Raw genomic sequence first — 14,457 nt, 5'->3', positions numbered from 1 at the left:
CATAAACTTAAAATCAGCGGCGAAAGCCGCTGATTTTGCATACGAAAAGGTGCTGCGCACCAGTTGAAAAATCAACTAATGCGACAGCACCTTTTCTTGTCGCTAAGGAAACATCCCCGGAATGAATAACGACAGAATACAACGAAAGAATGACGGAAAAAGTTCACGAAATAGCAGATTATATGATAAAATAATATTAGTAATTTGCCGCGTTTAAGTAAAATGAATCAATATTTAGTAAAAAAACCGCAATTTTCTAATTTTGAAAGACTTTCATGATCGAATAATCGCTGAAGGAGAGGAATGCTATGGACGGGGTAAGAAAGAACAATGGTCAGATCATCCGGAAGACTCTCATGCGCATGTATCCCGGAACTCTGGTTTATGCGACGATGCTTGGATTTATGTATATGGTGGACAATATCATTGCGGGAAATGTCATGGGACCAGAAGCGATTGCGGCCGTGGCAATTGCGCTGCCCTCGTACGGCATGTTCCTCGCGTTGATGAATGCGATTGTTCATGGCACCTGTCTGCGGATTACCTGGGCAAAGGGCCGCGCCAATCATGGAGAGTTTCAGCGGGCCTTCGCCGGAGGGCTGACGCTGGCGGCGGTTTCCGGTCTGTTTTTTACCGGTGTCATTCTGTTCTTTTCCGAAAAAATGATCCTTTGTTTCGGCGGATCCAAATCCACCGAAGCCATCTGCCGATACAGCCTTTTATACCTGCGGTTCTGCGCGCCCATGGTCTTTTTGTCATCCATTTCCGGCTGCGTGCGTGAAACGATTGGCGTTCTGGGATATCAGACGGAGCGGGCATTCCTTGGATTATTCAATATTGCCTGTAACGTCGCGGTTTCCGTGATCAGCGTCCTCCTTCTTCCGGCGGAGTGGAAGATGGCGGGGCTCGGGATCGGCAGCAGCACGGCAGCCCTTCTTGAATTCGTCGGCGGACTGGCAGTTCTGAGATACCGTAAGATCGATGCAGGGGTGAAACCGGTGGTGCTGGGGCCCACAGAAATCCTGGACACCTTAAAAAGCGGATTGCCGGCATCGCTGGATAATATCATCGACTGTATCGCGCTGGCAGTGATCAATAACATTATTCTGACACTGATTCCGGAGGAACCGCTGATCCTTTCCGTCGTCGCCGTTGTCAACAATATAAAAAAGATTGTTCGTCTGCCGCTGATCGGTGTGGGGTATGATGCAAGCCCGTTATTTGGCGTTTTCTACGCGCAGAGAGATTCCGTTGCTCTCAAGGAAACCGTCGCGGAATCTCTGAAAATGGGTATGGTCGTCACTGTGATGGTGTGTGCGGCATGTTTTGCCGCAACGCCGGTTTTGTCACGGTTGTTCGGTATGGAGATGACTCCGGACATACAGATGGGCTCGCTGTTCGTGTGTCTGTTCCAGGCGGGTTATCTGGTGCAGTTTGTGCTGACCAATTTTTATGAGTCGACGGAGCGCTTTGGATCTTCTCTGATGATGGCGTCCATTCCGGATTCATTGATATATCCGCTGATGTTGGCGGCGATGATCCCGGTCATGGGTAAAACGGGACTGTGGCTGGCTTTCGGCAGCAATCCCTTTGTGGGACAGGTGATCATGATTCCGGTGATGATGGTGTTGAGTCGGAAGAATCCCACCCCGGCGGACCGGATTCTGCGGCTGAAACCGCATCTTCTCAATCGTTTCTCTCATTTTGAATTTGAGATCCGGGGAACGGATGAAAATGCGGTGGGCATTTCGGACCGGATTCAGGCGTATCTTGAGACAAACGGACAAAGCCGGAGAATGGCCTATCTTGCGGCACTCAGTTCCGAAGAACTTTCGGTGGATATGATTGCGCACCAGAGGGGAAATAATACGAAAGACAAAGTGATGGAGGAGGGAACTCTCTTTGACATCCGCGTGTTCAGCGACGAGGGGAGTATCGAGATTCTGATCCGGAGTCTGGGAGATTCCTACGACCCGCTGGATTATGATGTTTTACAGAATCCGGAAAGCAAGATCGGTGTCAGAATGATCCAGAAAATCGCGGAGAAAGTCACGTATACGTATGTTTACAAAATGAATATCGTATCGATTGTTTTGCGCTGACGTGTGTGCGGCGGCGCAAAATAAAAAATCCGATTGCCCGATAGGGGAAAAACAAAAAAACGGATCGTCAGCCGGGACGATCCGCAGAAAGCGCAGGCGAAAAAATGAAGTGTAAAAAATGCGGAACAGTTTTGAAGAAAGGGGCAATGTTTTGCTGGGAATGCGGTGCAAAAGCGGCATCCCCGGAGAGACGTTGTCCAAAATGCGGAGCGGAGATTGCCGATGGCGAAAAGTATTGTTCCGCCTGCGGCGAAAAAATACAGATGAAGTTTGAAAACGGGAGGCTTTCCGGAGACAGGGAACGTTTTTCCGATACCCGAGGCGGTGACGGCTCCGGCAGGGGAGCAGGAGAAGGTCTGCAGTTCGAGTATCACAGGGAAGAGGAAAGCCACGAGAATATGAGCCGCCTTGCACGGTTTTTAAAGGTGTGCGAGGTCAGCGAGCAGTTCGACTGGGAACGGGCCGGCAGACCTCCGGTGCAGAACATGACGGGAAAGGCGACAGAGAATCCGGCGGGAAATCCGACGGAAACGGAGGATGATCCCGTCAGTCTGTTTCTGCAGATCAGTCTGGTGGGGATCGGGATTACGGTTCTGACCAGTCTGGCGTCGCTGATTCTGCACAAGATGCTGCCTCTGTACCTGTCCTTCTTTCAGATCATCTGTCTGGTGGCAGCCGTGCTTCTGAATGAGGATGCGATCAGATCGCCGAAAAAGTGGATACAGAAGATTGTGCTTGCGGGTGCGTTGCTTCTCAGTGTCCCGATCATTCTGCTTCTTTGCGTGTAAAGTTTTCTTTGACGAAGGACGCAAAGGCCTTTACCGCAGGGGAAGAGACGGCAGAGGGAGAAATCACCATCCCCAGAGAGATTGACTGCGGGGGATCCAGCGGCAGCACATTGACATCCATATTCCAAATATGGGTACTTAATTCATTTACCAGCAGCACGCCCATGTCGTTGGCGACCATGGCCGCAGCGGTATAAGAGTTGCGCGTCTCAAATGTAATATTGGGGTTGAGATGGTATTTCTCATAGATTCCGTCCAGATCCTTATCTTTACCGTAGGAGGACTGGATCAGGGGCACCACCTCACACTCCTTTAATGGAAAATATCCCAGGGAATTGTAGGGACTGTTTTTGCTGACCACCGCAACGATGGGGTTTTTATCCAGCAGGACAAATTCTCCGGAGAAGTCATGCTGGTTGCTTAAAAATCCGATGTCCGCTTTTTCTTCCCGGAGGGAATCCACCACATGCTGACGGATGCTGTCATCGATCCGGATGTGAATGGATGGGTATTTCCTGCTGAAATCGTGGATCAGGGAAGGTAGCCAGGTAGCGCAGATGCTGGGATAAGCGGAGATTAGGATTTCACCGGTCAAAAGTCCGCTGATATCTGCGCTGATCTCGTAGATTCGCTCTTCCTGCCGCACCAGAACGAGGATGGGCAGATAGAGCCGTTCACCGTTGGTGGTCAGACGCACGCCATGGCGGCTGCGGTGGAACAGGGTGACCTGAAGTTCTTCTTCCAGAGAGGAGATTAACTGACTGACGGCAGAAGTGGTGTAATCCATCTCCAGTGCGGCACCGGAAAAACTACCGGTTTTCGCGGCTGCGAGAAAGGCTTTGTAGCGGGCGGTATCCATAGAATTCCTCCTTATTGTTATAGGTACACGGAGTACGCAGTGCGGAAAAGAACGCCTGCGTACTTTTTGTTGAACGGGCAGCGAGTCAAAGCCCGCAAAGTGAGGTTCGTTTCTGCTATTTTATGTTAAGTAAAACTTAACGTCAATATAAGAACGTTGCGAATTACTTTTCAAAAAGCCTGTGGTATTTTGGAATCAAGGAGGACGAATACATGTCAATCTTACAGTTGGATTTTGCAGAACCGTTTTTTCAGGTGGAGTATTTGGAGGAAGAGACCCGTTGCCGGATCGGCAAAAAGAGCATGGTGATCAATCTGGCGGAGAGGGACAGGAAAAACATTCTTTTGCCGGGGGGCAGAAAGATCCTTCCGCTGAAAGCGGCCATACTGCAGGACGTGGAGATAACGGATTTGCACAAGGCTCTGGTAGTCCGGGATTTTGAGCACTGCGATCTCTCATCCGGGGCAACCGTGGAGGACATCAAAAAACGGTGGAAAACACTGTATGAAATGTCCGGAATCGAACGGCACAGAGGACTTCCCTATTACAAATCACCGAAATTCTGTACGGGAGAGGGACGGGATCATATCGAGATCAATTTCTGTTATGTCAGTGAGGGCGGTGTTCCCTCCGGTCCGCACAGAGATCACGACAGAGACTTCGATGAGGTACATGCCCAGATTCTGGGAACCGGCATGATGCGGATTTACGATTACGAAGACCGGGAACATGTTCATCAGGAACTGACGATGACGGCGGGAATCGTCCACGACCGGATGTACGACAGAAAGGGAAAGTATCCCTGGCATGAGTATATGAGTGTAACTCCCGGAATCTACTGTCCGATCGAACTGGACCGAAAATAATTGACAAACCGGCCGCGGAAACAGCAGGGCGCAGCTGCAGCATTTTCTAACGGGAAGCAAAAAAGAAGATACAAAAGTAGAGCAATAAAGGAGAAATACCATGAACCAGAAACCAATTACCATTGCAACCATCGGATACGGATACGGAGCATTTTTACATGCCAACGGATATAAGAATGCCGGAGGTATCCCGATTCGCCTGAAAACAGTCTGCGGTGTCGATCCGGTGGAGGCTGAGAAATTCCGGAAAGAATACGGCTATGAGAGAATCTGCAGCGATTACGCGGACGTGATCGCAGATCCGGAGATTGATCTGATCGATCTGGCGGTACCGCCCCGCCTGCACATTCCCTTCGCGATCCGCGCGTTAAAGGCAGGAAAGAATATCATCGTCGAGAAGCCGGTGACCGGTTTCTTCGGAGACGGAAGCGACAACATCGGAAACACCGTTTCCAAAAAAGAAATGTGGGAGGAAATGGACAAGCAGCTGAGTGAGCTGAAAAAGGCGATCGACGAGAGCGATGCGAATTTCTTCTACGCGGAAGACTTTGTCTATGCGACTCCGGTGCAGAAGGCGGCGGAGATCTTAAGAGCCAAGAACAGCAAGATCATGTTCATGAACGGCATCGAATCCATCATCGGTTCCACCAGCGCGGCTGCCGGTGAGTGGAAGAACTTCGGCGGCGGCACCATGATGCGGAACGGAATCCACATCCTTTCCACGATGCTGTATTTAAAACAGGTGGAAGCGAAGGCCAGAGGAGAGAAGATCCGGGTTAAGAGCGTGATGGCGGAGATGGGTCAGATCAGCAAGGTTCCGTTAAAAGAGGGCGAAAAACAGTACGCACAGGCCCGGCCCAATGATGTGGAAGACTGCGCAAATGTGATCCTGACCTTCAGCGACGGTTCCATGTGCAACGTCATCGGCACGGATGCCGTGATCGGCGGATCCGCCAATCAGGTGACCGTTACCTGCAATGATCTGAAATTCCAGATGAATCTGACGCAGAATGACATGCTGAAAACCTACTGCAGCGATGACAAGGGGCTGGATGATGTTTACTGGGGGGAGTTGAACCCGCCGAAGACCGGATGGAACAATGTATTCGTCAGCGACGAAGTCATCCGCGGATATACCGGGGAAATGAAATCGTTCCTGGAGTGCATCGAGTCCGGACAGGAAACGGAAACTTCCTTTGAACTGGCATATGACATTATCCGCGTGATCTATGCCGCATTCCGCTCTTCCGAAGAGGGCAGAAGAATCGATATGGAGGAAATGCAATGTGCATGAAATTCAGTGTATGTGCGGTAGACCGGCCGCTTCCCGTACAGACGCCATTTCCCCTTCGCGGCAACAGCTATGAGGAATGTGCGATCGTGGCGGAGCAGCTGGGATTTGACGGCATTGAACTGCAGATTCAGGACCCTTCCTTCTACAATGCGAAGGAACTGAGAAAGATGCTGGACGATCACGGACTCCATTGCTCCGCCGTCACCACCGGTCTTGCGTACCTCTATGAAGGCATGAGCATGGTTCATCCGGATGAGAAGATGCGGCAGGCCACCGTGGAGCGGCTGTGCCGTCAGCTGGATCTGGCCAAAGAACTGGATTCCCAGATTCTGATCGGATATCTTCGCGGAAGAAAAGCGGAGGGACAGAGCGACGAAGCGTTCGAAGATATTCTGACCGACAGCGTATCCCGGGTTCTGGAATATGCGGAAAACATTCAGGCGCCCATGGTGATGGAGCAGATCAACCGGAATGATGGGGATGTGTTCTGCAGTACGGAAAAGACCATGTCCTTTCTGGAGAAATTCAACTCCGATTGGCTGCTGTACAACGGGGATACCTACCATATGATTCTGGAGGATCCGGACGTTCCGGCGGCAATCCGGAGGTCGCTGAGCAAACTGGTGCTGTTCCATGTGTCCGATATCGAGAGACGGCTGCCGGATGACCGACACTTTGACTTCTACGAAGCGGCAAAGACGCTGAAAGAGGCCGGATACGATCATTGGGTCAGCATTGAGGCAAGACCCTGCCCCACCAGTTTTCAGTGTTCCAGAGAAGGACTGGCGTATTTGAGAAAGGTATTCCGTTAACGGAAACGGAGAGAAGCAGGTTATGGTAGAAAAAATGTCATTTGGAGAGCCTTTTTTTGAGGTTTATCATATCTGGAAAGAAGAAGAATTCCGGGTGCCACGATCCGGAATTCTGGTAAATGTGAGTGAAGATCAGCCGATCGGTGTGGAAAGGGAGTATTTCCTGAAACCTTTTCGAACCCTGAAGGTGGCGGATGTATGCATATCCGTGCCGGGCAGCGCCATCCTGATCTCGGGAGAGGATGCGCTGGATCTGGAGGATCTCAAAACGCTGGACAGCATCCGGAGCATCTGGAAATCCAATTGGGAAATGACGCATGACGAGAAGCAGCGGGGCGTGCCGTTCTACAAATCCCCGAAGGCGGCCATGGGCAATGTCCGGGCCAATTTCGTGCTGGTGGCGGATCCGGGATTCCCTTCCGGGATTCACCGGGAACACGAAGTGCCGTTAAGAGAACTTCATGTGCAGATCGTCGGCGCCGGTGCGATGGATATGCTCCATGAAAATGATCCGGAAACGGTGTATGCATCCCTCCCGATGATCAGCGGAGGCGTGCACGATACCATGTGGGATGAGGAGGGAATTTATCCCTGGCATCGTTACCGCAGCATTACCCGCTCCGTTTTCCTCGTGATCGAGGTGCGTTAGCCGACCATGCGGACGAGTCAGGTCCGCTTCCAATTCATGTTTACTTCCTTCATTCCGCGGGAACCCTGAAAGAAGTTCCCGCAAAAAAGAGCCAATCCCACAGTGGTGTGCTACTTGGGGGTAGCATATCACAAAGGGAAAGGCTCTTTTTTGCGTTCTGATCAGTTTTCCGGTGTTGCAACCGTATAAACTTTTTCCTCTTCAATGGTGATCGGACCGCCGATCCGGCCGCAGACAATGTTTCCGTTTTTCTTTTCAATTTCCGCGTGGAGATTTCCGCCCGGCTGACGGAGTTCCAGACGATAGAGTCCGTCGGAGATTCCGCGGGAAAGCCAGACGGCGGAGGCGAGCGTTCCGCTGCCGCAGCTGCTCTCCCATACCCGGCTTCCGGTGGAGCGAACCCAGACGAAGGGAGTCATGGTGTGTTTTTCGTCGTCGAGGAAGATCGCACCGCCCGCCGCGGCGCCGGTAGTGTCACGGATGGCGTCAATCACGGCATTTCCGAGGGGTTCGGAACACTGGGTTTTATAGAGGATGGCATGACTGATGCCGTCCAGTACGATCAGGGGAAGATGAAGAACCGTTTTGCTTTCCGGATTAAGGGGATCATAGTCCGGGTTTTCCACGGGGAGACGTTCAACCGAGAGCGGAAGCGGCATGCTGCACCATGCGCCGTCGTCGTCGATTCGGACGTTCAGTACGTCCGGGCTGCCGGATATTTCGGTCGGAATCAGATCGCCGGCGCGGCAGCCTTCTCTGGATGCCTGCAGATAGCCGACACTTCTTGTGGCGTTGCCGCAGAATTCACCGCCGCTCATTTCCAGGCGGATCTCTCCGCCCATCACGGGCTTGGCCAGAAAACCGGCCTGTTCGGCGTGGAGTTCCGGAATACGGAGAAGCGCTGCGCCGATGGGGGCATAGTATTTCGGATCGACGGGATCTCTGACGATTGCGGTGCGGTTGCCGGCCGGATCGACCATGATGACGTGAAGTCGGAATTCCATGAGAGTACCTTCCTTTCGTTTGATGACACGGACATTTTATGAGAAATCAAATGAAAAAAATAATACGAAAACGGAATAACAGAGATAAAACAGGTGATCTATCGAAACAAACGGTGTTTAATTGTATGGATATCGGAAATCAGTCGGATTCCCCGTCCGTAAAATCCTTGCGGTTAAAGTACGTGGAGAGTTCGATTGCGGTATTGGAGAGACCGTAATGACGGATTTTCTCCAGAAGCTGATCCAGCATGTGGGAATTGCGGACGCGAATGCGGAGAAGCGCATTGTTCAGCCCGACGATGTGATGATGTTCGATGATGGACGGCTCCTGCTCGCAGAACAGACAGAAGTTGTCGTATTCGCGCGGCGGAACATTGACCTGGATAAAGGCGTTGATCCCGGTGCCGAGCTTTGTTTCGTCGATCTGTGCGTGAAAACCCTCGATGACACCGGCGTCACGGAGCCGGTTGATGCGCTCGGACACGGCCGGAGCGGTCAGACCGACGAGACGGCCGATCTCGCGGGTTGGAGTTTTGCAGTCGTTCTGAAGAATGTTGATGATTTTGATATCTGTCTTATCCATTATATAACTGCCTTTCCATGCGAACGTCGTCAGACCTGCATGATTATTGCCGGAATCCGGAGCGGATCCGGCGGCGGAGTGTACACGCCAAAGATATATAAAGCTATTCTAACTCAAACCTGCGGAAAACGGAACCGGATTTGTAAAGACAACGATCGGTTTTGCTTTTATTTGTTTGCTGATCGATGATGTTTGCAAAACGAAAACCATGTATTCAGACAATTTTGAATCCTATAATAGCATCATAGAAAAACGCCGTGACGAAACATTCGGCGAAGAGAGGAAGTAAATCGATGGCATTCTACATTTCACAGGTTGTCCACCGCGACGATTATAAGACAACAGACTGGAGCGGAGGAAAAACAACAGAGATCGGCATTGCACCGAAGGGAAGTGAATATGCGGACCGGGATTTTCTCTGGAGACTCAGTTCTGCTACGGTGGATGTCGAGGAAAGCGAGTTTACCAGTCTTCCGGATTACAACCGGATTATTATGACGCTGAAGGGCGATATCAGCCTCTCTCATAACGGGGAGCGGATGATCGATCTTCCGGAGTTTACGCCTCACCGGTTTGACGGCGGGGATAAGACGGTAAGCGTCGGAAAGGTGACAGACTTTAACCTGATGCTTCGCAAAGATATCTGCGAGGGAACGGTGGTGCCGCTTCGGATGCAGACCGGAGAAACGGTGGACATCTACAGCATGCTGATCACGGATGTTCCGTCGCCGGATGAAGTGATGGTTTACTGCTACCGTGGATGCCTCGTGGTGAAAGATGATGACGGGAAACAGTTCCGCATCGAGAGCGGCGATACGCTCCGGCTCTCCGGAAATTTCCGTGAGACGAGCTGGCAGGCAAAGGCCGAGGAGGGAACGCTGGCGGTAGCGGCCTGTGTTCATTATATTCCGCGGACCGCTGAGGAAGCGGAGAAGCAGGTTAAGAGCGATATGGAAGCGCTCAAAAAGAAACTGGAGCAATAAATATTTTTATTTCATATAAGAAAGATTTAGGAGGACATTATGAAGAAGTTACTTGAGACAGTTCCGAATTACAGTGAAGGCCGTGACATGGAGAAGGTTGCCAAGATTGCAGCCTGCTTCAAGAACAGAAAGGGCGTAAGACTTCTGGACTGCCAGACCGACTCGAACCATAACCGCTGTGTTATCACCGCAGTCGGCGAGCCGGAAGCATTGAAGAATGCCGTTCTTGATTCCTTCGGCGTTGCTGTGGAAGTGATCGACCTGAACCATCATGAGGGTCAGCATCCGAGAATGGGAGCTGTCGATGTCGTTCCGTTCATTCCGTGCCGCAACACAACCGTAGAAGAGGCAGATGCCATCGCCAAAGAGCTCGGCAAAGAGGTCGGTGAGAAATACGGAATTCCGGTATTCCTGTATGAGGATTCCGCTTCCGCTCCGCATCGTCAGAACCTCGCAAAGATCCGCAAGGGTCAGTTCGAGGGCATGGCAGAAAAGATGCAGGATAAGGAACTGTGGACACCGGATTTCGGACCGGACCACATCCATCCGACCGCAGGTGTCGTTGCCATCGGCGCAAGAATGCCGCTGATCGCATTTAACATCAACCTTGACACCGACAACATGGAGATTGCAAATGCGATCGCCAACGCAGTGAAGAACATCCGCGGCGGATATCATTTCATCAAGGCGATCGGCGTAGAGCTGAATGATCACTACAGCGGCAGACCGACGGTTGCACAGGTATCCATGAATTTAGTAAACTATCAGAAGACTGCTGTTTATCGCGCATTCGAGGCAGTCAAGATGGAAGCAAGACGTTATGGCGTAAATGTTCTCGAGAGCGAGATTGTCGGCGTAGTTCCGATGGAATGCCTGATCGACTGTGCCGCATACTATCTGCAGGCTTGCTGCTTTGGACCGATGAAGTTCGATCCGCAGAAGCAGATCATGGAAAACTGGCTGCTTGAGGACGAGGAAGAGGAGAACTAATCATGGCTGAACTTTTGAAGAATATGACAGTAGAAGGATTTGCGGATCTGACCGCTTCCGATGCACCGGCACCGGGCGGCGGCAGCGTTTCTGCCAATGCGGGCGCGCTGGCAGCGGCACTGGCCGGTATGGTGGCAAATCTGACCATCGGCAAGAAGAAATACGAGGAAGTGGAAGACGAGATGAAGGTTCTTGCCGAGAAGGCGGATGCCCTTCGCAGGGAACTGATCGAGGACATCGATAAGGACAGCTCTTCCTTCAACATTTACATGGAAGCCATCGGCATGCCGAAGGATACTGAGGAGCAGAAAGAGGCCAGAAAGGCAAAGATGCAGGAAGGCCTGAAGGCCGCTGCAAAGGTTCCGATGGAATGCGCAGAGACCGCTGCAAAGATCTTCGAGATCTCTGAGGCAGTTGTCGCAAAGGGCAACACCAATGCGGTAACCGACGGCCTGGTATCCGCGATGATGGCGAGAACCGCAGTCATCGGCGCGCTGCTGAATGTCAAGATCAACCTCGGCTCCATCAAGGATGAGGCATTTGTCGCAGAGTACACCGCAAAGATTGAGAAGTTAGAGAAGACAGCCATTGAAGAGGAGAAGAAGATCCTCGGAATGAGCGATCTTTCTGACAAACTCTATTAAGACAGTACATGACGGTCCGGACGGACATTCCGGAAGACGGGCGGGATGCGAGGAAGAAACGGATTCCGCTCCGCCTCCGGAGATAAATTCATCGCTGTGTGGGGGCGCGGCGGATTCCGGGGAGGAAGGACGGACGTTAAAACAGACAACATTGGAAGAAAGCAAAGAAGAGGGGAAACGTATATGAAGACAGATATCGAAATCGCACAGGAAGCGACACCGTTAAACATCACCGAGATCGCGCACAACGAAGGAATTGATGACAAGTATATCGAGCAGTACGGCACAGACAAGGCAAAGATCAGCTACAATCTTCTGAAGGATCTGAAGGATAAGCCGGATGGCAAGCTGGTTCTGGTTACCGCCATCACTCCGACACCGGCCGGCGAGGGAAAGACCACCACATCCGTTGGTCTGGCAGACGGCCTTCACAAGATCGGCAAGACAGTAGCGGCTGCTCTCCGTGAGCCGAGCCTTGGTCCGGTATTCGGCGTAAAGGGCGGCGCAGCAGGCGGCGGCTATGCACAGGTTGTTCCGATGGAGGAGATCAACCTTCACTTTACCGGCGATTTCCACGCAATCGGCGCAGCAAACAACCTTCTGGCTGCAATGATCGACAACCACATTTTCCAGGGCAATGCTCTCCGCATCGATCCGAAGCGCATCACATGGAAGAGAGTTGTCGATATGAATGACCGTCAGCTCCGCAACGTCATCAACGGTCTCGGCAAGAGAACCGACGGACGTGTGCGCGAGGATGGATTCGACATCACTGTTGCAAGTGAGATCATGGCGATCTTCTGCCTTGCAACCGACATTCACGATCTGAAGGAAAGACTCTCCAAGATGATCATCGGCTACAACGTAGACAACGAGCCGGTTACCGCAGGCGATCTTCACGCACAGGGCGCTATGGCAGCTCTTCTGAAGGATGCTCTGAAGCCGAACCTGGTTCAGACACTGGAACACACACCGGCCTTCATTCACGGCGGCCCGTTCGCAAATATTGCCCACGGCTGCAACTCCGTTCTGGCAACCAAGCTGGCATTAAAGCTCAATGATTACGCGGTTACCGAGGCAGGATTCGGTGCAGACCTCGGCGCAGAGAAGTTCTGCGACATCAAGTGCAGAATGACAGGACTTAAGCCGGATGCGGTTGTTATCGTTGCAACCGTTCGCGCTCTGAAGCATCACGGAGGCGTTGCAAAGGCAGAACTCAACACTCCGAACCTCGAAGCTCTGGAGAAGGGACTTCCGAACCTCCTGCAGCACGTGGAGAACGTGACAAAGGTATTCGGTCTTCCGGCAGTGGTTGCCATCAACCGTTTCCCGTTCGATTCCGAGGAAGAGCTCAAGCTCATCGAGGATAAGTGCAAGGAACTCGGCGTAAATGTTTGCCTGTCCGAAGTATGGGGCAAAGGCGGCGACGGCGGCGTGGAACTTGCAAAAGAGGTTGTAAGACTCTGCGAGGATACCGCAAACAACCACTTCCAGTTCGCATATGATCTGGACGAGAGCATTGAGGACAAGGTTAAGGATATCGTTACAAAGATCTACAGAGGAGCCGGCGTAACCTTTACCGCTGAGGCAAAGAAGCAGATCCAGAGACTGACCGAACTTGGCTTTGACAAGATGCCGATCTGCATGGCTAAGACACAGTTCAGCTTCTCCGACAACAAGAACCTGACCGGCGCTCCGAGAGACTTCAAGATCACCATCCGCGAGGTTAAGGTTTCCGCAGGTGCAGGCTTCCTGGTAGCGAAGACCGGCGACATCATGACTATGCCGGGTCTGCCGAAGGTGCCGGCTGCGGAGAACATCGATGTAGACGATGAAGGTAAGATTACCGGACTGTTCTGATCTCATACGAAGTAAGTTATCTGAGTTATCGCGTTTATCGCGCGATCCCGTCCGGCGGACCATTGCCGGACGGAAGCATAGTTTGTCCCTCGAATTGAGAGAAGAGGGGACCAAAGTTCCGCTGCGGACTTTGATCTGTTTATGATTTAGGAGGAACCAAGATGGGAACACAAAGTGTGAGCCTCACATGGATTCGCTCGATCCGTGAGCTGAGACAGGTGAGAAATGTAGTCATCTGCGGCCTGATGATCGCTCTGGCGATTGTTCTTGGAAGCGTGGCGACAATCCACATCGGCCCGTACATCAAGGTTGGAATCTCCGGCGTCCCGAACCGTGTGATTGATATGATGTTCGGACCGGCAGTAGGAGCAATCTTTGGCGCTGTTGTCGATGTGCTGAAATGGATGGTGAATCCGGACGGACCGTTCTTTCCGGGATTTACCGTCAGCGCGGCGATGGGCGGTCTGATCTACGGATATGCATTTTACAGACACAAGATCACGATTCCGAGAGTTTTGATCGCCAATCTGATTGTCAAGATCTTTGTCAATGTGGGACTGAACAGCATCTGGCTGAATATGCTCTACAACAAAGCCATCATTGCCCTTCTTCCGTCCAGAATCATCTCAAATCTGGTCCAGCTTCCGGTGGACACCATCCTGATCTTCACGGTTCTGACCGCGACAAGACGGATGCTTGCCCAGAATGGCTGGGATAACGGAGACAAGGTTTAACTCCGGCGGGGGTACAGCCTCCGGGGAGCCATGAAAGAATTGTAGTATTTCCTGCTTTGCGGGTGGACCGGTGGATCCGGTCCACCTTTTTTTCATAGGAAATTTCTACGAAATTCCCTATGAAAAAAACGCTCCGCGAGGATGCGCACGCCGCTGGAAGGAAATTCACTAAGCTCGAGAAAACCTCGCTAAGTGAATTTCCATGGCACGCACTAAGCTCGAAAAGACCAGCCGCAGCACGCTATTTCACTAAGCGGCAAAGCCGCTAAGTGAAATATGTGTCGCTAAG

At 51.8% G+C, this 14,457-nt stretch carries 13 protein-coding genes and 2 pseudogenes; 12 read left to right on the top strand and 3 right to left on the bottom strand.

Annotation, left to right across the window (positions count from 1 at the left end):
* The first annotated feature begins 308 nt into the window (after window positions 1-308).
* Complete coding sequence (locus BMW41_RS12415; protein WP_074650393.1) at window positions 309-2,102, top strand: MATE family efflux transporter; 1,794 nt, start codon at window positions 309-311, stop codon at window positions 2,100-2,102.
* A gap of 104 nt (window positions 2,103-2,206) precedes the next feature.
* Complete coding sequence (locus BMW41_RS12410; protein WP_074650391.1) at window positions 2,207-2,890, top strand: zinc ribbon domain-containing protein; 684 nt, start codon at window positions 2,207-2,209, stop codon at window positions 2,888-2,890.
* On the opposite strand, the gene BMW41_RS12405 is transcribed toward BMW41_RS12410, so the two are convergent.
* Window positions 2,868-3,749, bottom strand: coding sequence for a LysR family transcriptional regulator (locus tag BMW41_RS12405; RefSeq protein WP_074650390.1), 882 nt, complete (start codon window positions 3,747-3,749; stop codon window positions 2,868-2,870). The genes BMW41_RS12410 and BMW41_RS12405 overlap by 23 nt on opposite strands.
* A 212-nt stretch (window positions 3,750-3,961) precedes the next feature.
* Between BMW41_RS12405 and BMW41_RS12400 the strand changes: the two genes are divergently transcribed.
* From BMW41_RS12400 to BMW41_RS12385, 4 genes are all read left to right on the top strand, one after another.
* Window positions 3,962-4,615 carry a hypothetical protein gene (locus tag BMW41_RS12400; protein WP_074650388.1) on the top strand — a complete coding sequence of 218 codons (654 nt, stop codon included), beginning with the start codon at window positions 3,962-3,964 and terminating at the stop codon, window positions 4,613-4,615.
* A 100-nt stretch (window positions 4,616-4,715) separates the two neighbouring features.
* Window positions 4,716-5,909, top strand: coding sequence for a Gfo/Idh/MocA family protein (locus BMW41_RS12395; protein ID WP_074650386.1), 1,194 nt, complete (start codon window positions 4,716-4,718; stop codon window positions 5,907-5,909).
* A complete protein-coding gene (locus BMW41_RS12390) occupies window positions 5,906-6,721 on the top strand; it encodes a sugar phosphate isomerase/epimerase family protein (RefSeq protein ID WP_177171241.1) in 816 nt (271 codons plus the stop codon). Before BMW41_RS12395 ends, BMW41_RS12390 begins: the two co-directional genes overlap by 4 nt.
* Window positions 6,722-6,743: 22 nt before the next feature.
* The gene (locus BMW41_RS12385; protein ID WP_074650383.1) at window positions 6,744-7,370 is read left to right on the top strand and encodes a hypothetical protein; all 627 of its coding nucleotides are present in this window, start codon (window positions 6,744-6,746) and stop codon (window positions 7,368-7,370) included.
* A 161-nt stretch (window positions 7,371-7,531) separates the two neighbouring features.
* On the opposite strand, the gene BMW41_RS12380 is transcribed toward BMW41_RS12385, so the two are convergent.
* Window positions 7,532-8,374: a histidine racemase CntK family protein gene (locus BMW41_RS12380; RefSeq protein ID WP_074650381.1), complete on the bottom strand. Its 843-nt coding sequence runs from the start codon at window positions 8,372-8,374 to the stop codon at window positions 7,532-7,534.
* A 217-nt stretch (window positions 8,375-8,591) separates the two neighbouring features.
* On the opposite strand from BMW41_RS12380, the pseudogene BMW41_RS15455 reads away from it, so the two are divergent.
* Window positions 8,592-8,717 (top strand): annotated as a pseudogene (locus BMW41_RS15455) (hypothetical protein); the annotation flags it as partial.
* A 108-nt stretch (window positions 8,718-8,825) separates the two neighbouring features.
* On the opposite strand, the pseudogene BMW41_RS15450 reads toward BMW41_RS15455, so the two are convergent.
* Window positions 8,826-8,957, bottom strand: a pseudogene (locus BMW41_RS15450) (Lrp/AsnC family transcriptional regulator); the annotation flags it as partial.
* A 293-nt stretch (window positions 8,958-9,250) separates the two neighbouring features.
* Between BMW41_RS15450 and BMW41_RS12370 the strand changes: the two are divergent.
* The 5 genes from BMW41_RS12370 (at window position 9,251) to BMW41_RS12350 (ending at window position 14,168) form a co-directional block, all read left to right on the top strand.
* On the top strand, window positions 9,251-9,940 hold the full coding sequence (locus BMW41_RS12370; RefSeq protein WP_074650378.1) for a HutD family protein: 690 nt from the start codon (window positions 9,251-9,253) through the stop codon (window positions 9,938-9,940).
* Window positions 9,941-9,979: 39 nt separating this feature from the next.
* On the top strand, window positions 9,980-10,930 hold the full coding sequence (gene ftcD / locus BMW41_RS12365; RefSeq protein ID WP_074650376.1) for a glutamate formimidoyltransferase: 951 nt from the start codon (window positions 9,980-9,982) through the stop codon (window positions 10,928-10,930).
* 2 nt (window positions 10,931-10,932) lie between these two features.
* Complete coding sequence (locus tag BMW41_RS12360) at window positions 10,933-11,574, top strand: cyclodeaminase/cyclohydrolase family protein (protein ID WP_074650375.1); 642 nt, start codon at window positions 10,933-10,935, stop codon at window positions 11,572-11,574.
* A 183-nt stretch (window positions 11,575-11,757) separates the two neighbouring features.
* The gene (locus tag BMW41_RS12355; RefSeq protein ID WP_074650395.1) at window positions 11,758-13,434 is read left to right on the top strand and encodes a formate--tetrahydrofolate ligase; all 1,677 of its coding nucleotides are present in this window, start codon (window positions 11,758-11,760) and stop codon (window positions 13,432-13,434) included.
* Window positions 13,435-13,595: 161 nt separating this feature from the next.
* Window positions 13,596-14,168: a folate family ECF transporter S component gene (locus tag BMW41_RS12350; RefSeq protein ID WP_074650373.1), complete on the top strand. Its 573-nt coding sequence runs from the start codon at window positions 13,596-13,598 to the stop codon at window positions 14,166-14,168.
* The last annotated feature ends 289 nt before the right edge of the window (window positions 14,169-14,457 follow it).

Origin of the sequence: [Clostridium] aminophilum, from assembly GCF_900101295.1 — a bacterium.
In the GTDB taxonomy this organism is placed as follows: Bacteria; Bacillota; Clostridia; order Lachnospirales; family Lachnospiraceae; genus Clostridium_R; species Clostridium_R aminophilum_A.
Note: the sequence above shows the minus strand (reverse complement) of the source record. Positions and strands in the feature narration are given on the sequence as shown.